Genomic DNA, 19,231 nt, shown 5'->3' on the forward strand with positions numbered 1-19,231 from the left:
ATTGACTGATTTTCAGAACCTGGGGCTCTCCGGCGGCTTGTTGAAGGCTGTTTCGGAAAACGGCTACGCGTCGCCGACGCCGATCCAGGAAAAAGCGATCCCGCTTATTTTAGAAGGCCATGACTTGCTCGGTCTCGCCCAGACCGGCACCGGCAAGACCGCTGCATTTGGTCTGCCGCTGATTGACCGCCTGCTTGCCGATGGAGACGTTGCGCCGAAAGGCGGCACCCGCGCGCTTATCCTGGCGCCGACCCGCGAACTGGTGAACCAGATCGCGAAGAACCTGGTTTCCTACCTCAAGACGACCCCGCTCCGGGTAACCTCGGTTGTCGGCGGGGTGTCGATCAACGCGCAGATCAAGCGTTTGTCCAGGGGAACCGACATTCTGGTCGCAACCCCGGGCCGCCTGCTGGACCTCGTTGACCGCAAGGCTGTCGATCTCGGGACGGCATCCTATCTCGTTCTCGACGAGGCGGACCAGATGCTTGATCTCGGCTTCATTCATGCACTGCGCAGGATCAGCGGACTGGTACGCGACGAGCGTCAGACGCTGCTGTTTTCGGCAACGATGCCGAAGCAGATCGAAGACCTCGCCAGGTCCTATTTGCGCAATCCGGAACGTGTGGAAGTGGCACCGACCGGACGTACGGCCGACAAGGTCACGCAATCGGTTCATTTCATGGACCAGAAGGCCAAGAGCGACTTCCTGCTCCAGCAGCTGAAAGCCAATCCCGAGGGCATGTCGCTCGTCTTCTGCCGCACGAAACACGGCGCCGAACGCCTGATGCGCAGACTGTCGCAAAAGGGCATCGAAGCCGGTTCCATTCACGGCAACAAGAGCCAGAACCAGCGTGACCGCGCGATCCGTGATCTGCGGGACGGCAAGATCAATGTGCTCGTCGCCACCGACGTGGCAGCGCGGGGCATCGACATTCCAGGTGTGAGCCACGTCTACAATTTCGAACTTCCGGAAGTGGCGGAGGCCTATGTTCACCGGATCGGTCGGACGGCCCGCGCCGGGGCGGACGGCGATGCGATTGCGCTTTGCGCGCCTGAGGAAATCGGGTTGTTCCGGCAGATCGAAAAACTGATCGGTATCGAGATTCCGGTCGCCGGCGGCGAGGTGCCGCCGCTATCGGCAGCCGCAGGCCGGTCCAAACGGGGCGGGCAGAACCGGGGCAACAAACCGGCTGCCAAAAAGCCCTCGCGCAAACGCACGGCAAAGAACCACAACGACAACACGCCCGGCGCGCGGCCGCACAAGCACCGCAAGTCGGGAAACCGGAAAAGCGCTGCCTGAGCCGCGTCTGCTCTGATGATCAAAAAAATGCACCGGGAAGTGGCCTTCCCGGTGCCAGACCTTGTGGTCGATGGGGGTCAGAACAACACGTGCTGTCCTGACTGTTCTTTAGAAAGACACCTGACCCGATCCGTCGCCGCCGCAGTCCGGAGGTAAGCTGCTACTTCCTGCCCACAAGGTACCCGATTGCGCTGCTGAGCAACCGAATTCCGATTTTCTGGGGGATGTCACAGCATTTCTGTGCACGACTTGATCCGGATTTCCAAAACATGCTGGAAATCAATCATCTAAGCCCCCGTTAGAAGTAAAACTAGATTAACGAAATCAATACTGCAATCATAACTCTCCATGCGGGTCAGAGCATGTGGATATCAGAAAAAATCAATAAATACATATAGTTATTGGAAAATTGTTCCGAATGGTTCAATTTTTCGGATAACTCCTGATTGAAGCCGCTCAAGTCCAAGGCTAAGAAGTTCTTTAGTTTCAAAGAATTGTAAAAATCATACTCTTTATCTATTGTTGTATAGAAAATTCTTATGGACGCTGATTTCGAGGGTGGAAGCCATAACCGGCTGAAAATAATGAGAAAAAATGGTGCCATTTTTCAAGCGGAATTCTGCTTGTTTCTGCAAGCAGTCATGGCGGCCGCGTGGCCGTAGGTTCGCTTGCGGGACTGCTGCGGAAAAAATTGACCGATTGGTATAAATTTTCCTGCTGAATCCAAAATAAGTTCTTATTTGCCCAAATTTACGGTTGACGTTTCCGTAAGGTGAAGGTACATCGGCCCTCGCTTCGGAATTGATTAACCAAGATCAATAAAGCCGAAGCACAATAACCAGACAAAGATCTGGGACGGTGCACGTTGGCTCCATCTGGACCTCCGTTTCCCAAAAAATCGCTGTCTGCGAAGACAGCTCAGGCCTTGTGGCGCGGGCGATCGCGCAACAACAGGACGTCTGGAACGTCCGGCCTTCCAGTTTTGCGCGGTTGACAACCGCAACAGGCCGGTACCCCCACTTTAACCGGCCTGATACAACCCATCGTCCACAAGACGACAACGCCGGGAAGCATTGCTTCCCGGCGTTGTTTGTTTTCGAAACCGGTTTTGTAAAATTTTTCCTTCAGATGCCTCTGCGCCGCCTTCGCGCCGCGAAGGGACAAGCCAAGTACGCTGCAGGCAAAGAGGTCAGGATCACACAGGGTAGGACCGCACACTTTCGGCAGCCGCAGCGACCGTCAAAAGAACCGGAACAGCTGTCGCCGTGCCGGTCCCGGTCCGTTGCCGCGTTCCGCGCCTTACCGACAAGCCTTACATGTTCGGATAATTCGGTCCGCCGGCCCCTTCCGGGACCGTCCAGGTGATGTTGCGGTTCGGGTCCTTGATATCGCAGGTCTTGCAGTGCACGCAGTTCTGCGAATTGATCTGGAACCGGGGCGCATCCTCACCTTCCTCGACCCACTCGTAAACGCCCGCCGGGCAGTACCGGTTCGACGGGCCTGCGAAAACGTCGTGTTCGGAAGATTTCTGAACAGCCAGGTCGCTGACTTTCAGATGGATCGGCTGGTCTTCCTCGTGGTTCGTGTTGGACAGGAACACAGAGGAAAGCTTGTCGAATGAGACCACACCGTCGGGCTTGGGGTACTCGATCTTCTTGCAGTCCTTGGCCGGCTTCAGCGTCTCTGAATCGCGCTTTCCGTGCTTCATCGTTCCGAAGAAGGAAAAGCCGAACAATTCGTTCGTCCACATGTCGAGGCCGCCGAGGCCGATGCCGAGCCACGTGCCGAATTTCGACCAGAGCGGTTTCGCGTTGCGCACCTTTTTCAGGTCTTCACCGATCGGGCTGTTGCGCCAGGCGGTGTCGTAGTTGGCCAGTTCCGTGTGTGCCTCACCCCGTCCGATCGCGGCCATGACCTCTTCGGCGGCCAGCATGCCGGACAGCATCGCATTGTGAGAGCCCTTGATGCGCGGCACATTCACGAACCCTGCCGAGCATCCCATCAGCAGACCGCCGGGGAAAGACAGTTTCGGCACGGACTGGTATCCGCCCTCGGTGATGGCGCGCGCGCCGTAGGAGATCCGCTTGCCACCCTCGAACGTATCGCGGATCGCGGGATGTGTCTTGAAACGCTGGAACTCATCGAAGGGAGACAGCCAGGGGTTCTCGTAATTCAGATGAACAACGAAGCCGACGGCGACCTGGTTGTCCTCAAGGTGGTAGAGGAACGACCCGCCGCCGGTCTTCCCGTCAAGCGGCCAGCCGAAGGAGTGCTGCACGAGGCCGAGCTTGTGCTTCTCGGGAGCAACCTGCCACAGCTCCTTGATGCCGATGCCGAACTTCGGCACGTCGCTGTCCTTGTCGAGCTCGAATTTCTCGATGAGCTGCTTTGCCAGGGACCCGCGCGCACCCTCGCCGATAAGCGTGTACTTTCCGCGCAGCTCCATGCCGCGCGTGAACATCGCGTTCGGCTTGCCGTCGCGGCCGGTCCCCATGTCGCCGGTCGCAACGCCGACGACCTTGCCGTCCTCGTCATAGAGCAGTTCGGCGGCCGCGAAGCCGGGGTAGATCTCGACGCCGAGCGCCTCCGCCTTTTCGGCTAGCCAGCGGCAGACATTCCCGAGAGAAACGATGTAGTTGCCGTGATTGTTCATCAGTTTCGGCATGAACATATTCGGAAGACGTGCAGACCCGGCCGGTCCAAGCACCAGAAAATGGTCGTCCGTGACGGCCGTCTTGATCGGGCTGTCCTCTTCGCGCCACTCAGGCAGGAGCTGGTCCAGTGCGATCGGATCGATCACCGCGCCCGAGAGGATGTGCGCACCGACCTCGGACCCTTTTTCCAGAACGACGATACTCAGTTCCTCGCCCTTTTCGTTGGCGATCTGCTTCAGGCGTATCGCGGCGGCGAGACCGGCCGGTCCCGCGCCGACGATCACGACATCGACATCCATGCTCTCGCGTTCACCAAGCTCGTCTTGTTCGCTCATCTTCTTCTCCCTCAAGCCGGCAAGGCCTTGTCCGTAGCGCCCTGTTTGCAATATTTTGCAGCGCAATACACGACATTTTTCAATTCCGTTAGCGAAATCCGGCCCTTATTTTGTCGAATTTCGCCCAGATAGACCAAAGCCTTGCCCGGGCGTCAAGAAAAAGAATTACGTTTACGTAAGAGTAAGGAATATTTCGTTTCAGGAGTGAAGCAGATGGAACGCCAGAAGGTTGGGGGTCCAGCGTCTAGATCGGTGCGCGGTGCTTGTGCCCGGGGATCAGCCGGTTAGTATCTGGCTCTGGAGGCCGTCACTTGCAACATTCCCAAGACAATCTGAAGGACATCGAAAGCCTGCTCGAGTTTTACAGGAGCGCGGGCGTCGACTGTTTTCTGGGTGATGCACCGGTCGACTGGGTGGAAGCAAGTGCGCGCCAGGCGGCGCAAAGGCATCAGGCTGCTCCGGCGTCGCCGCCTCAAACGGCCGGCGGGCCGGACCGGACCGCCGCCGCGGGGCATGCAGCACCTCGGAGCGCACCGCGACAGCCGGCCGCCGCGCCGCCGCAACAACCCGCCAGCGCGCCACTGCAGGCGGCCGTCATGCCGGATCGCGAAACGATCGCCTCTGCGCGGGATCTTGCCGCCGCCGCGGCGTCTTTGGCAGACCTGAAAGCCTGCCTGGAGACGTTCGAAGGCTGCAATCTCAAGCTGACGGCGAAAACGCTTGTCTTCGGGGACGGCAATCCCGAGGCCCGGCTGATGCTGGTCGGTGAAGCACCGGGCCGGGACGAGGACCTTCAGGGAAAACCATTCGTGGGCCGTTCCGGGCAATTGCTCGACCGCATGCTTGACGCGATCGGACTAGACCGTGAAGCCGCCTATATCGCCAACGTCGTTCCCTGGCGCCCGCCGGGCAACCGCACGCCGACACCTCAGGAAACGGAAATCTGCAAGCCCTTCATCAAACGGCAGATCGAGTTGGTCAATCCCGACATTCTGGTGTTTCTGGGCGCCGCATCCGCAAAGAACCTTCTCGGCGTTCAGGACGGCATTCGCAAAATGCGCGGCCGCTGGATGAATTACGCGCTCCGGGATCGGGAAATTGCGGCGGTCGCCACGTACCATCCGGCATACCTGTTGCGCAGCCCGCTTGAAAAGCGCCTGTCCTGGCGCGACTTCCTGAGCATCCGGTCCCGCCTGGCCGGACTGTAAGGACATCAGCTTCCCTTGCGTTAACGCCGCTTTCAGATTTCCGGTTGTAGGGTGAAATGCAACTGGTCACCTGGATCTGACGTTCGACTTATTTTTCAGCGGGCTTCGAACGGACTTCAAATTCACCGCACCCGGCCGGAGGGCATCTTGAGCAACACCAGCGCTGTCAGAATTGCTGAAAACTGCGTGGCAGCGCTCGTCGTGGACCTGGGCGACATGTCCTGCTTCGAAGCGTTCGCGATCGACTTGAACGACACCGGCTGCTGGATCGTTTCGGACAAGGTGGATCTGCTCAAGAAAGAAGTCGGACTGCGTCTTGCCGGCAATGACAAACTTGTGCGCGGCACCGTGACTGCCTTCGCGGATAATGAGGCCTGGGTCAGCTTTCTGGCGGATGATCAGGCAACCGCGGAAAAACGCCGCGAAGTCCGGCGGTCTGTCTGGATCAGCACGGTGGTGAGCGGAAAGACCAGCCCATTCATTGTCAAGAGCCGCATTATCGATGCCAGCAGATCCGGGTGCAGGCTTGAGGCTGACGGTCTTGAGAGGTTGCCGCAGGATATCGAGATTTCCATCCCGGGCCTGGATATGCCCATTGCCGCGAAAATCATCTGGCGGAGGAACGGGCAGGCAGGCGTCCGCCTCAATTGGCCCTTCGATCCGGCACCTGTCCTGACACCTGAAGCGGTCACGGCGATGCTGGATCGCGAGCAGGAAATGCGATCTGCCGCAAAACAGTCGGATAAGCCCAGAAAACGCATCAGCGCCTTCGGGTCGTGACCTGTTTTGTGAGGACGTTCAAGGCGTCTCCCTGAATAACCGGACCCCTGGTGTTTGCAAGTTCCCGGACGATACATATATCGGAGGGAATACCGTACTCTCGCAGGGCCTTTCAGCGTGCTTTCAAAAATCCGCAGTATTCTTCCCAAACGTTTCCGCAATGACAAACCGATCATCCCCGTCGTCCGCCTCCAGGGCGCGATCGGGATGCAGAGCCCGATGCGATCGGGTTTGTCACTGGCGTCGGCGGCCCTGCCGCTCGAAAAAGCCTTTTCCATCAAGAAAGCGCCAGCGGTCGCCCTGATCATCAACTCGCCCGGCGGTTCGCCGGTTCAGTCCCGCCTGATCTTCAAGCGCATCCGCGACCTTGCCGAGGAAAACGAAAAGGAAGTGCTGGTCTTCGTGGAAGATGTCGCCGCGAGCGGCGGCTACATGATCGCTGTTGCCGGTGACGAGGTTTTCGTCGATCCGTCTTCCATCGTCGGGTCGATTGGCGTGGTTGCGGCCGGCTTCGGGTTCACCGAACTTATCAAGAAGATCGGCGTCGACCGGCGGGTTTACACCGCCGGGGAAAAGAAGGTGACCCTTGATCCTTTCCAGCCGGAAGTGCCGGATGACATCGCCTATCTCAAGGGCCTGCAGCTCGAATTGCATGAGACCTTCATCGATCTCGTGAAATCGCGCCGCGCAGATGTGCTGAGCGAAGATCCGGATCTCTTCACGGGCAAGTTCTGGACGGGCCGCAAGGCTGTCGAACTCGGTCTCGTGGACGCAATCGGCGATTTGCGCGGTGTGCTGAAGGAAAGGTTCGGCGAGAAAGTCGAACCCAAGCTGATCTCCGCACCGCGCGGCCTGTTCGGCAGACGTGCAGCGGTTGGTATCGGGTCGAAGGGCCATCGCCTGACCGAGGGGCTCGGAGAGGACCTGATCTCAGCCGTCGAGGAGCGGGCGCTCTGGATGCGCTACGGCCTTTAAAAAGGCGCAATGGGCATGTGATCTCGGGGAAAGCAAGGGGAACGATATGACGGAACTGATTGGTGTGGCGGCACTTGCGGTCGGCGGTTACTGGATTGTTCAACGCGTCAAGCGCAAGATGGCCCAGGTCGAGAACGAGATCTCGCGGGCGGCGGCGAAGGCCGATCCCAACGGCAAGGGTGCGAAGCTGGTCCTTGATCCCGAAACGGGAAAGTACCGGCCCGTCAACTGAACAGGACCGGCGGCGCGTTGCGCCGCCGGGTCATCTCACGTCGGTCGATTCGCGAGAAACAGGCCCCAGCGCGCATCTGTGTTTCTCGCCGCTGAACAGAGCATGGCCGCGACCAGTATAAGCAGTAGCCCTTCCGAAACAGGCCCTGCCAGCCAGATGCCGGCTTCACCGAAATAGAACGGCAGCCCGAACAGCAGCGGCAGGAAAAAGGCATAGGGCTTGATCAGTCCGATCAAAGCAGCCCTTTTCGCATCGCCGAGTGCCTGGAAATATCCCCCGATCACGAACAGCGGACCGGCCGCGAACATGAGCGCGATGTTAATCGGCATGATCCTGGCAAGTTCGGAGACAATCGTAGGATCATCCACGAACAGAAACCCGATCGGCCGGGCAAAAAGGCTCAGGAGGAGCTGGACCGCGAGGCTGTAGAAAAGCGCTGTCAGCAAACCGAGCCGAAGCGTGGCGTCCGTGCGCTCGAACGCGCGCGCTCCGTAATTGTTGCCGATCATGGCCTGCAGCGCGTGGATCAGCCCGAGCAGGGGCAGGAAAACGAATGTCATGATCCGCGTGAGCAGCCCGAAGGCGGCGACCGTGGCTTCGTATCCGCTCGATCCCGCCAGCTGCAGCGCTGCGAATGTGGCCGCAGAACCGATTGCGATGCCCGCGAAGTTCAGGCTTTGCGGAGCTCCGAGCGCGAAAATCGACCGCCAGCAGGATATCCAGGAGGTCCTGAAAAGAACCCTCGGCTTCAAATGACTGTCCGCGCGCAGCCGGAAGCCGGTGATCACCAGCAGCGACAGCAGCTGCGCCAGCGCGGTTCCGGCGGCGGTTCCCGCAACGCCGTAATGCAAGACAACGACGAAGACGAAGTTCAGTGCGATGTTGAGCAGCGACACGAACAGACTGACGCCGGCCATTTGCATGACAAAGCCTTCACAGCGCAAGGCGTCCGACTGGATCGACAGGACGAACAGCAGTGGAGAGGTGCACGCGGTGATCGCCATGTAGGTGTAGGCCATGTCCGCAATTGCGTCGGAACCTTCGGCCGCGATGACGATGAGAGGGTATCCGGCCACCGAGAAGGCGGCGGCGGTGACAAGACCGATTCCGACCGACAGACCGTGCGCGCCGGCGAAAACCCATTGGGCTTCGTGGTATCGCCCGGCGCCGAGATGACGCGCCAGGATACTGGACATCCCGCTTGAAATCAGCGTCGCTGTCGCGACGAGGATCATGTAGGCGGGAAACATGAGGGTGACCGCGCTGAGCGCATCCGGTCCGACAAATCGGCCGAGAAAAAGCGCGTCGGCAACCGTCAGAAGACCATTCATGCTCATCACGACAATGATCGGAAGAGCGGTCTTCAAAAGTGTCGGAACCAGCGGGCCTTGCGTATAGAAATTCGTCCGGGACGTGTCGTTCGACATTCCGTTCTCCAGGTGCAGGCATTTCGCGGGAAGGGAAGTGCTCGCATTGCCACCTGAGCGAAACGCTACGGGGGAACGAAATTGTCTGAACCGGAACTTCACCAGGACCGTTGGTCTGCGAGCGGCCGGCGTCCGGGGCCGCACTTCTGGTAGTCGACGGCGGCGGCTGCGTCAAGCGGGCACCCACGGGCCGCAAAACAGAGCCGGGCCTGTCTTGACCTTGCCTGCGCGTCGTGGCACCTCTCGCGTCGCGCGGCGGACTGGCTGCCGTGACACACCACATGCGGATGATAGTCATGTCGACGGACACATTGCCGGCGCATATGCGCCCGGAAAACTCATTTCAGGGCCTGATCCTGACGCTTCAGCGCTTCTGGGCGGACCAGGGTTGCGTGGTACTTCAGCCGTATGACATGGAAGTCGGTGCCGGAACATTTCACCCGGCAACGACGCTGCGCTCCCTCGGCCCGCGTCCCTGGCGTGCGGCCTATGTCCAGCCGTCCCGGCGTCCGACGGATGGCCGCTACGGCGAAAACCCGAATAGGCTGCAGCACTACTACCAGTTCCAGGTGATCCTCAAACCGTCGCCGGCCGACCTGCAGGATCTCTACCTGAAATCTCTTTATGCCATCGGTCTCGATCCGAAACTTCACGACATCCGGTTTGTCGAGGACGACTGGGAAAGTCCGACGCTCGGGGCCTGGGGACTCGGCTGGGAGTGCTGGTGCGACGGCATGGAAGTCTCGCAGTTCACCTATTTCCAGCAGGTCGCCGGTTTCGAGTGTTCCCCGGTCTCCGGCGAACTCACCTACGGGCTCGAACGCCTGGCCATGTATATCCAGGGCGTCGATAACGTCTACGAACTGAATTACAACGGCATGGAAGGCGCGGACAAGGTCACCTATGGCGATGTCTTCCTGCAGGCCGAACAGGAATATTCCCGCCACAACTTCGAGCATGCCGACACGGAAATGCTGTTCCGCCACTTCAAGGACGCGGAAACCGAATGCAAGGCGCTTCTTGACGCGGGGGCAAAGGCGAGAGACGAGGCCGGTGCGAGCGTGCACCAGGTCGTGCTCCCGGCCTATGACCAGTGCATCAAGGCCAGCCACGCCTTCAACCTTCTGGACGCGCGCGGCGTCATTTCCGTGACCGAGCGCCAGAGCTACATTCTGCGCGTGCGCGAACTCGCCAAGGCCTGCGGCACCGCCTTTTTGGAAACGGAGGCAGGCGGCGTCGGTTATCACAACCAGGCCGCAGAGTAGCGCGATTACCCCTTGGAGAAGGGCCGCGCCGGGGTGTGGCCGCGCTCAAGACGCGGATTCAAGCCGACACATGTGGGATAACGCCTGTTTGGTGGCCCGGACAGGATGACATGTCTGCCGACAGGCGATAGCCTCCGGATCGTTCTTGAAGGAGGATCCGCCCGTTGTCCTGGATAATTCTCGCGCTATTGATCGCGCTCTCCGTCTACGCGATTTTTCTCTACAACACGCTGGTCAAGAAACGGCAGATGGTCGAGGAGGGCTGGAGCGGCATCGACGTGCAGCTCAAGCGCCGCGCCAATCTCATTCCCAACTTGGTTGAAACCGTGAAGGGCTATGCCGGTCACGAACAGGAGACGCTTGATGCGGTGACGAAGCTGCGGGCCTCGGTCGGATCGGTGCCGCGCGACGATGTCGCCGGGCGTGCCAAGGCCGAGGGCGCGCTGGGCCAGGCGCTGGGGCGCCTGTTCGCCGTCGCCGAGGCCTATCCCGATCTCAAGGCCAGCGAGAACTTTTCCGATCTTCACAATTCGCTGGACGAAATCGAAAACGCGATCCAGATGGCGCGCCGTTACTACAATGGCGCGGTGCGCGGCCTGAATGTTGCCGTGGAAAGTTTTCCCTCCAATCTCGTTGCCAACCAGTTCAAGTTCGAAAAGGCCGAGTATTTCGAGATCGAGGATGAAGCCGACCGGGCTGTGCCCAAGGTTGAATTCTAGGGGGCATCTCCATGACGATGAAGTCGGTTGTCACCGGGCTCCTGCTGACGCTGTTTGTTTCGGCCGGATCCGCCTTTGCGGAAGAACGCATTCACCGGTTTGTCTCAAACGTGGAGGTCGCGGAAAGCGGCTTGCTGACCGTGACCGAAACCATTCGCGTCCGCGCGGAAGGAAACCAGATCAAGCGCGGGATCTACAGGGATTTTCCGCTTCGGGCCGAAGGGCCGGACGGGCGCACCTACCGGGTCGGGTTCAAGGTGCTTTCCGTCCTCCAGGACGGGAAGGAAGCCAGCTATTTTCAAAGAGCGAGCGGCGACGGCGTACGGGTCTATATCGGCGAAGAGAACGTTTTTCTGCAGCCGGGCGGCTACACTTACACGATTGTTTACGAGACCGACCGCCAGATCCGGTTTTTCGATGACCACGACGAGGTCTACTGGAACGCGACCGGCAACGAATGGATCTTTCCGATCGACGAGGTCGTCGCACGGGTGATCCTGCCTCCGGGGACACGGGCGCAGGACTGGACCGCCTACACCGGAAGCTTCGGTGAAAGGGGCAGGGACTTTGACGCTAGCATTGCCGAGGACGGCCGAGAAGTCATCTTCACCACCACACGGGGCCTGCGGCCCTATGAGGGACTGACCGTCGTGGTTGGAATGCCGAAGGGCGCCGTTGCCGCACCTACGGAAGCCGAACAGCTCGGATATTTTCTGGACGATTACCGCCCTGAACTCATCGGCGGCGCGGGTGTGCTGCTGGTGCTTTTCTACTACCTGATGGCCTGGCTGTTCGTCGGGCGGGATCCGGCAAGTGGTGTTGTCTATCCGCGGTTCAAGGCACCTGCCAATGTTTCCCCGGCGCTTGCCAGATACGTGTCGACACGCGGGTTCAGCGATGGCGGATGGGTTGCGCTTGCAGCGGCCAGTCTCAACCTTGCCGTCAAACACCGGCTTCGTTTCGACGAAAAGGACGGCGACGTGGTGCTGGAACTGGACGATGCGCTCGGCACCGGCACGCGCGATTTGCCGAAGGGAGAGGCGGCTCTCGTCACCTATTTGAACGGGCGCGGCTCGCCGCTTCCAGTCGACAAGAACAACGGCGTTGCAATTAAGGCGCTTGGGAGCAAATTCAGGAGCGCGATCGAAAAGGAAAGCCGGGATGTTTTCTTCAGGAACAACCGGTCGTTTCTGATCCCGGGTGCCCTTCTGAGCATCGTGGTGATCATCGGGCTGTTCGCCTTCGGCCAGATGCCGCATGACCAGATGGAATTCGCGTTTCTGTTCATGGTGCTGTCGGTTTTCGCCGCGGCGTTCTCGGTGAACATCGGCAAGGCCGTCTTCCGCATTCCCAACATGCAGCTCAGGATGGCTCTGATTTTCCTGTTGTTCATCGCCGCCATGGTCGGAACCGGTCTGGTGGCCAGCAACATTTCCGGCGGGGTCTCCACGCTGCCGATACTGCCGGTCGTGGCGGCTGCCCTCGTTGCGTTGAACGTGCTGTTCTTCTTTCTGCTCAGCGCACCGACTGCGCTGGGCCGTCAGGTTCTGGACGAGATCGAGGGCTTGAAACTCTACCTGTCTGTCGCCGAGCAGGAACGGCTCAACATGGCCGAGGCACCGGACATGAGCACCGTGCATTTCGAGGAACTGCTTCCCTATGCTGTGGCACTCGGCGTTGAAAAGCCGTGGTCCAATGCGTTTCAGGGCTGGCTCTCGACCGCGGCCGGAGCTGCGGCCGCCGCGAGTTATCATCCGAACTGGTACAGCGGGCGCACCTTCGACGCGCACCATGTCTCGCATTCCCTGTCCAACACAACGAGCGCCATGGCTCAGTCGTTCAGGTCGTCGCTGCCTGTGCCGAAGTCTTCAAGCTCGGGTTTTTCCGGCGGGTCTTCAGGGGGATCTTCCGGCGGTGGCGGCGGCGGTGGCGGTGGCGGCGGCTGGTAGCGGCCACACCATCCGACTGAGCGCGCGGTCAGGCCACGTTGGAGTTTTCGGCGAACGGAAGACGGCCGCCATCCTGCGCCAACAGAAGATCGTCCGCATCCTCGGCCGAGACGGCCTTGGCATAGAGAAAGCCCTGGCCGTAGTGACAGCCGTTTGAGCTCAGCGCGGAGTGCACGGCATCGTTCTCGATGCCTTCGGCCACCGCGTCGATTTCCAGTCCCTTCGACAGGACGAGCACGGCTTCCACGATCGCGGCGCATTGTTTGTCGATCAGCATGCGTTCGGTAAACGACTTGTCGATCTTGACCTTCTTGATCGGAAAGTCCCGGAGGTAGCTCAGCGAGGAGTGCCCTGCGCCGAAATCGTCCAGCGCGATCGAGATTCCGGTTGCGGTCAGCTCGTCCAGAATGCGTCTTGCCGCTTCCGGGTTCTTGACCAGCGAGGTCTCGGTGATCTCCAGAACAAGCCGCTCGCAAGGATAGCCGTAGGTTCCCAGGATCGTCTTGATCTGGTCCGGCAAGGCCGGATCCTGCAGCTGGACCGGCGACAGGTTGAAGGATAGGTAAAGCTCCTCCGGCCATTTCGCCGCGGTTTCGCAGGCTTTTGCCAGCAAGTGGTGGGTCAGTTCGGAAATGATGCCGCAGTCTTCCGCGATCGGGATGAATTGCATCGGCGGCACGTTGCCGAAATCGCTGTCGGTCCAGCGTGCAAGCGCCTCGAAGCCCGCGATGCGTCCCGTGTTCATGTCCAGAATGGGCTGGTAGTGGACCTTGACGTCCTCGACTTCGATGGCGCGTCTCAGCCGTTGCTCCAGGAGTGTCCTGTGCAGGATCGAGGCATCCATGTCGACTTCGAAGAAACGATAGGTCGAGCGCCCGGAAGACTTTGCCCTGTAAAGGGCAATGTCCGCGCGTCGCAGTAGTTCCGTGATGGCATGGCCGTCATGCGGATAAAGGGAAATGCCGATGCCCGAACCGATCGAGATCTGGCGTTCGCCGATTTCGAACCGGTCGCTGATGCGTGTCAGCAGGCGGCGTGCGAAACCCGAGGCTTCGCTCTTGTCCGAGAAGACAGGCGACACGATCGCAAATTCATCGCCGCCGAGCCGCGCGACGATGCCGTCGTTGCCGACCGTCTCGGCAAGCCGCTCGGCGAAGCTGCGCAGCAGATTGTCTCCGAACGAATGCCCGTAGACGTCATTGATGGGTTTGAACCCGTCGAGGTCCAGCATCATGATTGCGCGGAAACTGCCGTCCTTCACGTTGCGGCTGAGATCCGAAAAGGCCTCGAGCAGGCGGCGGCGGTTCGGAAGGCCGGTCAGCGCGTCATGCTGTGCCAGGGCCAGGGCCTTGGAATGTTCCGACGAACGGGCACTCAGTTCGCTGCGCAGCTTGCGTGTCACCCAGAGCCCATAGACGAGCCCGGTCAGGGCGAAGAACAGGAAAACGGCTGCGGCAGCGTCATAAAGCAGGTGTCCGTCACCTGAGTGGCTGTCTTCCAAGAGGTGGGGAATGAAGACGAAGACCGCAAAACTGAGGATCGCCGCGACGAAAATCGCGGCAAGTGAGCGTGCCAAGATGCGGACGCCTGCGGCTTCCTGATTGATCACTATCTCGTCCTGATACTTCGTACTGCTTTACCAAGAGAGGAGTGTCGCAGGTATTTCTTGAAGAAGAGTGAAGCAAGACTATGATTTGCTACTGATATTTTTGTCGATGGTGGCGTTGCCGGGAAAGCTGGAAAAGGGGTGACAAGCGCACGTTGAGTTGCTAACGGACGCACAGCTGTTTCCGGAAGTCTCCTTCCAAACCCGAAGGCGTAAAACTCCATGCCCGATCTTCTGCTTGAACTCTTCAGCGAAGAAATCCCGGCCCGCATGCAACGCAAGGCGGCCGAAGACCTGAAAACGCTTGTCACCAATGCTCTGGTGGAGGCCGGTCTGCCCTATGAAGGCGCAAAGGCATTCGCAACCCCGCGCCGTCTGGCGCTGCATGTCGCAGGTGTCCCGGCCGGATCTGCCGCGACCCGCGAGGAACGAAAGGGACCGCGCGTCGGAGCGCCGGACAAGGCGGTTGAAGGGTTTCTGCGCGGAGCGGGACTTTCCTCGGTCGAAGAAGCAAGCATTCAGAGTGATCCGAAAAAGGGTGATTTCTACGTCGCGGTTATCGAGAAACCGGGCCGGTCCGCAATTGATATCATTGCCGAATTCATGCCCGGCATCCTGCGCGCGTTTCCCTGGCCGAAGTCCATGCGCTGGGGCTCGACGGCAACGCGCTGGGTGCGTCCGCTGCACTCGATCGTCGCGACATTCGGGCCTGAAACCGAAGAGCCGGAAGTCATTCCGTTCGAATTCGACGGTATCAGATCAGGCCAGGTCACACGCGGCCACAGGTTTCTCGCCGACGAGGCCTTCGAGGTCCGGCGCTTCGACGACTATGCGACCGGGCTGGAAAAACACAAGGTTGTCCTGGATGCGGACCGGCGCAAGGACATGATCCTGAACGATGCCAAGGACCGTGCGCTGGCGCTGGGTCTGGAACTGGTCGAGGATCCGGGCCTGCTTGAGGAGGTCGCGGGCCTGGTCGAGTGGCCGGTCGTGCTGACCGGCAGCTTCGACGATGACTTCCTGTCGATCCCGGACGAGTGCATTCAGCTTACGATCCGCGTCAACCAGAAGTGTTTCGTTCTCAAAGACCCGGCAACCGGGCGTCTGGCCAACAGGTTCGTTCTGGTTTCCAACATCGTCGCCGAAGACGGCGGCAAGCTGATCGTCGCCGGAAACGAGAAGGTCATCCGCGCGCGCCTGTCCGATGCCCGCTTCTTCTGGGATACCGACCTGAAGGGAAAGCTCTCCGACAACCTGCCCAGGCTGGACGAGGTCAAGTTTCACGAAAAGCTCGGCAGCGTCGGCGCCCGCATCGAGCGGCTTGTCGCATTGTCGTCGGATCTAGCCCCGGTCGTCGGTGCCGACACCGCCAAGGCGGAACGGGCCGCCGAACTGGCGAAGGCCGACCTTGTCTCCAACATGGTGTTCGAATTTCCGGAGTTGCAGGGCCTGATGGGCCGCTATTACGCCGCTGCCCAGGGAGAGGATGCGTCCGTCGCGCTCGCCATTGAAGAGCACTACAAGCCGCAAGGGCCGAGCGACAGTGTGCCGTCGGACCCGGTCGCCGTCAGCGTCGCGCTTGCAGAAAAGCTGGACCTTCTGGCGGGCTTCTGGGCCATTGATGAAAAACCGACAGGCTCCAAGGATCCCTATGCGCTCAGGCGGGCCGCACTGGGCGTGATCCGGATCGTTCTGGAGAACGAACTCCGGCTTCCTCTGTCGAATGTCTTGGAAACTGCATTCTTAGAAATCCGAAGAATGCGTCTTCATAATTTCTTTTCTTCAGCTTTGATGCGAGGAGCACCGCATGCGTCGTACAGGGCACGTGAAGACGGCAGGATAGTTGCAGACTGGCCAGGCGAAACTGTTGGAGGAGGAGATGACCCTCACCCAACCGACGTGGTCAATTACATCATGAAGAACTACTCGTTCAACGAAACCGTGTACGCGCGAGAATATAGTGCATGGAATATCGATGATCGTCCGCTTTACGAATTGTCTGAAACTGCAGAGCTCAAAAGAGTGGACGACGCACTTGATGTCGCCAGTCTTCTGTCCTTCTTCGGTGATCGCCTGAAGGTTCACCTCAAGGACGAAGGCGCGCGCCACGATCTGATCGACGCGGTGTTCGCGCTGGACGGGCAGGACGATCTTCTCATGGTGGTCAAACGTGTTGAAGCGCTCGGCAATTTCGTGTCCTCCGATGATGGCGCCAATCTGCTGGCCGGCTACAAGCGCGCCGTCAACATCCTGAAGGCCGAAGAAAAGAAGGATGGGGCTCCCGTCACCGGCCGCCCGCATGCGGATCACCTGCGCGAACAGGCGGAAATCGATCTTGCGGCCGCCATCGATACGGCCCGTGCCGAAGCGGCCGATGCGGTCGCGGAAGAGAATTTCGAGGGCGCCATGGAGGCCTTGTCGAAGCTGCGCGCGCCGGTCGACCGCTTCTTCGAGGACATCCTCGTCAATGCCGAGGAGCCGGCCCTGCGCACCAATCGCCTGCAGTTGCTGGCGGAAATCCGGGATGCGACCCATGTCGTCGCGGACTTTTCCAAGGTCGCAGGGTGAAGACCGTTCTGGAGGCGTTTGAGCGGGGCGGGGCGCACACCGGAGGAAACCGCATTGACCGTTGACGTGCGCACCGCGCTGAAATCGGACGCGGACCAGATGGCGGAGCTGATCAATCGGATCATCGCGATCGGCGGCACGACAGCCTATCGCACGCCTTTTGACGGCCGGAAGATCATCAGCGAATTCATCGGTCCCGAGCTTGCGATCTGTTGTCATGTCGCGGTTGAGACCGGAACGGTCTGCGGCTTCCAGGCGCTTTTGTGGAGCGACCCTTCCTGGCCGGGCGAAGACAGCTTGCCGTCCGATTGGGCGGTGATCGCCACCTATGTCGATCCGGAAACGCACGGCAAGGGGATAGGCCGCGCGCTCTTCACGCGCACCGCCGCAGCGGCGGGAGACGCCGGTGTCCGCGCGATCGATGCCACCATCCGCAAGGAGAACGCCGGCGGGTTGTCCTACTATGCGCGCATGGGCTTTGAGGATTACCGGTCCGGCGAAGAAACCGTTTCCAAGAAATACACACCCGTTTGAGCCTTGCGTATATCCGGATCAAGATGGCTTTGCACTGCCTGTTGGGTGCCGTGCCAACGCACTCCGCGAACGCACTTTCACGTGATAAGGCCCGGGAATAGTGCTCAGCGCCGGTACAAGTGCGGTGAATTTTAAGTTCGCATCATTGCTCCAGCAGTTTCCGAAGCGAACTTCAAATTCGTAAACCGCACTTGAAACATAGACTTACTAGTCACCTTTTTTGAATCTGAAGTTCGTTCGAAACCCGCTGCAAAATGAGTCGAACTTCAGATTCAGGTGACTAGAGCATTGCATGCCTTGCACAACAGTCTATGTAGGGAGACGAAATAACAAGAAGCAGGTATATGTGCGATCTAGATGATGTCCCTGGCGCGAAGCCGGAAATCCGTGCGCCGCGTGACTGGGTGGCTATTCTCGCGCAATACCGCGAGCCGAGCACGTTGCGAAGTTCCTTCGAGCTTGGCGTTACCGTCGGTTCCTTCCTGCTGTTGTGGATTTTGGCCTGGGTGTCGTTGGACATCAGTTACTGGCTCACCGCGGCGATCGCCCTGATCAACGCTGCTTTTCTGGTGCGGCTGTTCGCCATTCAGCACGACTGCGGCCATGGGTCCTTTCTCAGGAACCGAACCGTGAGCGATTGGCTCGGCAGGGCCATAGGCGTTCTGACGCTGACGCCCTACGACGTCTGGCGGCGGACCCACGCGACGCATCACAGTACGTCGGGAAATCTGGGAAAGCGCGGATTTGGCGACATTCATACGTTGACGGTCGCGGAATACAGGGCGATGACGCCACGCAGCAGGATGTGGTACCGGCTCTATCGGTCTCCTCTCGTGCTGTTTGGGCTTGGGCCGTTCTACACGTTCTTCCTCGAGAACCGCTTGCCGATCGGCTACATGACACATGCCAGATACTGGGTCTATGCCATGTTCACCAATCTCGCGATCTTCGCTGCCTTGGCGCTTATCCTGATATTCGGTGGCTGGATGCCGATCCTGCTGATCTTCTTGCCAACGACGCTTCTCGCGGCGACGCTGGGTGTGTGGTTGTTTTACGTGCAGCATCAGTTCGAGTGGACCCACTGGGACACGGACGAGGACTGGCAACTGCATGATGCCGCGCTTCATGGCAGCTCTCATTATGTTTTGCCGCCGGTCTTGCAATGGTCGAGTGCCAATATCGGCATTCATCACGTGCATCATCTGAACAGCCGGATCCCGTTTTATCGGCTGCCGGAGGTGCTTCGCGATCACAAGGAATTGGCGGATCGCAACCGGATGACGATCAGCCAGAGCCTTGACAGCGTCCGGCTTCATCTGTGGGATGAGAACTCCAGGCGATTGTTGTCGTTTTCCGAAGCAAGACCGTTGCTTGGCTAGGGTCAGGACCCATTAATTTGGTTTAATTGGCGCAGCAAACGGCGATGAGCTGCAAGGAAAAGCGCGACAAGCGGGCTTCCTGCCCGGTTGAGCGGTTTGACGGTGCAGATCGAAGCCGTTTTTGCGTCCCGCAGGGATAGGGTGAATTTGCCCGGCAACGTCGTTGCAAACCTTTGGAAACCGGACGGTTTCCAGCAGCTTTGCGCCTCGTATCCGAACAAATTCATCCCTACCAATTCATCCAAATTAATGGGTCCTGACCCTAGGCCCGGGTAAAGCCGTATCTCCCCGTCGCGTGGA

15 protein-coding genes are annotated in these 19,231 nt (G+C 59.5%); 11 read left to right on the forward strand and 4 right to left on the reverse strand.

All coding sequences use genetic code 11. From position 1 onward, the window contains the following. The first annotated feature begins 1 nt into the window (after position 1). Positions 2 to 1,300, forward strand: coding sequence for a DEAD/DEAH box helicase (locus ACO07N_RS14510; RefSeq protein WP_421981695.1), 1,299 nt, complete (start codon positions 2 to 4; stop codon positions 1,298 to 1,300). A 1,312-nt stretch (positions 1,301 to 2,612) separates the two neighbouring features. Here ACO07N_RS14510 and ACO07N_RS14515 read toward each other — a convergent pair. Beyond that, a complete protein-coding gene (locus tag ACO07N_RS14515; protein WP_421981696.1) occupies positions 2,613 to 4,289 on the reverse strand; it encodes an electron transfer flavoprotein-ubiquinone oxidoreductase in 1,677 nt (558 codons plus the stop codon). 311 nt (positions 4,290 to 4,600) lie between these two features. Between ACO07N_RS14515 and ACO07N_RS14520 the strand changes: the two genes are divergently transcribed. The 4 genes from ACO07N_RS14520 (at position 4,601) to ACO07N_RS14535 (ending at position 7,484) form a co-directional block, all read left to right on the forward strand. Then, positions 4,601 to 5,497 (forward strand): uracil-DNA glycosylase, encoded by an 897-nt coding sequence (locus ACO07N_RS14520; RefSeq protein ID WP_421981697.1) that lies wholly within the window; start codon positions 4,601 to 4,603, stop codon positions 5,495 to 5,497. A gap of 147 nt (positions 5,498 to 5,644) precedes the next feature. Then, entirely contained in the window at positions 5,645 to 6,277 is a 633-nt protein-coding gene (locus ACO07N_RS14525; RefSeq protein ID WP_421981698.1) for a PilZ domain-containing protein, read from the forward strand. Between the two features lie 117 nt (positions 6,278 to 6,394). After that, positions 6,395 to 7,252: a S49 family peptidase gene (locus tag ACO07N_RS14530; RefSeq protein WP_421981699.1), complete on the forward strand. Its 858-nt coding sequence runs from the start codon at positions 6,395 to 6,397 to the stop codon at positions 7,250 to 7,252. Between the two features lie 46 nt (positions 7,253 to 7,298). Further along, positions 7,299 to 7,484, forward strand: a complete 186-nt coding sequence (locus ACO07N_RS14535) for a hypothetical protein (protein ID WP_319386119.1) — start codon at positions 7,299 to 7,301, stop codon at positions 7,482 to 7,484. 35 nt (positions 7,485 to 7,519) lie between these two features. Here the strand turns inward: ACO07N_RS14535 and ACO07N_RS14540 are convergent, their stop codons facing one another. Further along, a complete protein-coding gene (locus ACO07N_RS14540; RefSeq protein ID WP_421981700.1) occupies positions 7,520 to 8,911 on the reverse strand; it encodes an MATE family efflux transporter in 1,392 nt (463 codons plus the stop codon). Between the two features lie 323 nt (positions 8,912 to 9,234). Here ACO07N_RS14540 and ACO07N_RS14545 point away from each other — a divergent pair, with 323 nt between their 5' ends. The 3 genes from ACO07N_RS14545 (at position 9,235) to ACO07N_RS14555 (ending at position 12,844) form a co-directional block, all read left to right on the forward strand. Beyond that, positions 9,235 to 10,176: a glycine--tRNA ligase subunit alpha gene (locus ACO07N_RS14545; RefSeq protein ID WP_421984432.1), complete on the forward strand. Its 942-nt coding sequence runs from the start codon at positions 9,235 to 9,237 to the stop codon at positions 10,174 to 10,176. A gap of 164 nt (positions 10,177 to 10,340) precedes the next feature. Further along, complete coding sequence (locus ACO07N_RS14550; protein WP_421981701.1) at positions 10,341 to 10,895, forward strand: LemA family protein; 555 nt, start codon at positions 10,341 to 10,343, stop codon at positions 10,893 to 10,895. Positions 10,896 to 10,906: 11 nt separating this feature from the next. Next, positions 10,907 to 12,844, forward strand: coding sequence for a DUF2207 family protein (locus ACO07N_RS14555; RefSeq protein ID WP_421981702.1), 1,938 nt, complete (start codon positions 10,907 to 10,909; stop codon positions 12,842 to 12,844). 28 nt (positions 12,845 to 12,872) lie between these two features. On the opposite strand, the gene ACO07N_RS14560 is transcribed toward ACO07N_RS14555, so the two are convergent. Continuing rightward, complete coding sequence (locus ACO07N_RS14560) at positions 12,873 to 14,453, reverse strand: putative bifunctional diguanylate cyclase/phosphodiesterase (protein ID WP_421981703.1); 1,581 nt, start codon at positions 14,451 to 14,453, stop codon at positions 12,873 to 12,875. 219 nt (positions 14,454 to 14,672) lie between these two features. Here ACO07N_RS14560 and glyS point away from each other — a divergent pair, with 219 nt between their 5' ends. The 3 genes from glyS (at position 14,673) to ACO07N_RS14575 (ending at position 18,931) form a co-directional block, all read left to right on the forward strand. Next, entirely contained in the window at positions 14,673 to 17,018 is a 2,346-nt protein-coding gene (gene glyS, locus ACO07N_RS14565; RefSeq protein ID WP_421981704.1) for a glycine--tRNA ligase subunit beta, read from the forward strand. 54 nt (positions 17,019 to 17,072) lie between these two features. Then, complete coding sequence (locus ACO07N_RS14570; RefSeq protein ID WP_421981705.1) at positions 17,073 to 17,552, forward strand: GNAT family N-acetyltransferase; 480 nt, start codon at positions 17,073 to 17,075, stop codon at positions 17,550 to 17,552. 344 nt (positions 17,553 to 17,896) lie between these two features. Then, positions 17,897 to 18,931, forward strand: coding sequence for a fatty acid desaturase (locus ACO07N_RS14575; protein ID WP_421981706.1), 1,035 nt, complete (start codon positions 17,897 to 17,899; stop codon positions 18,929 to 18,931). Between the two features lie 2 nt (positions 18,932 to 18,933). Here the strand turns inward: ACO07N_RS14575 and ACO07N_RS14580 are convergent, their stop codons facing one another. After that, positions 18,934 to 19,176, reverse strand: a complete 243-nt coding sequence (locus ACO07N_RS14580) for a hypothetical protein (RefSeq protein ID WP_421981707.1) — start codon at positions 19,174 to 19,176, stop codon at positions 18,934 to 18,936. Between the last annotated feature and the right edge of the window lie 55 nt (positions 19,177 to 19,231).

Source organism: Roseibium sp. (assembly GCF_965229775.1).
In the GTDB taxonomy this organism is placed as follows: Bacteria; Pseudomonadota; Alphaproteobacteria; order Rhizobiales; family Stappiaceae; genus Roseibium.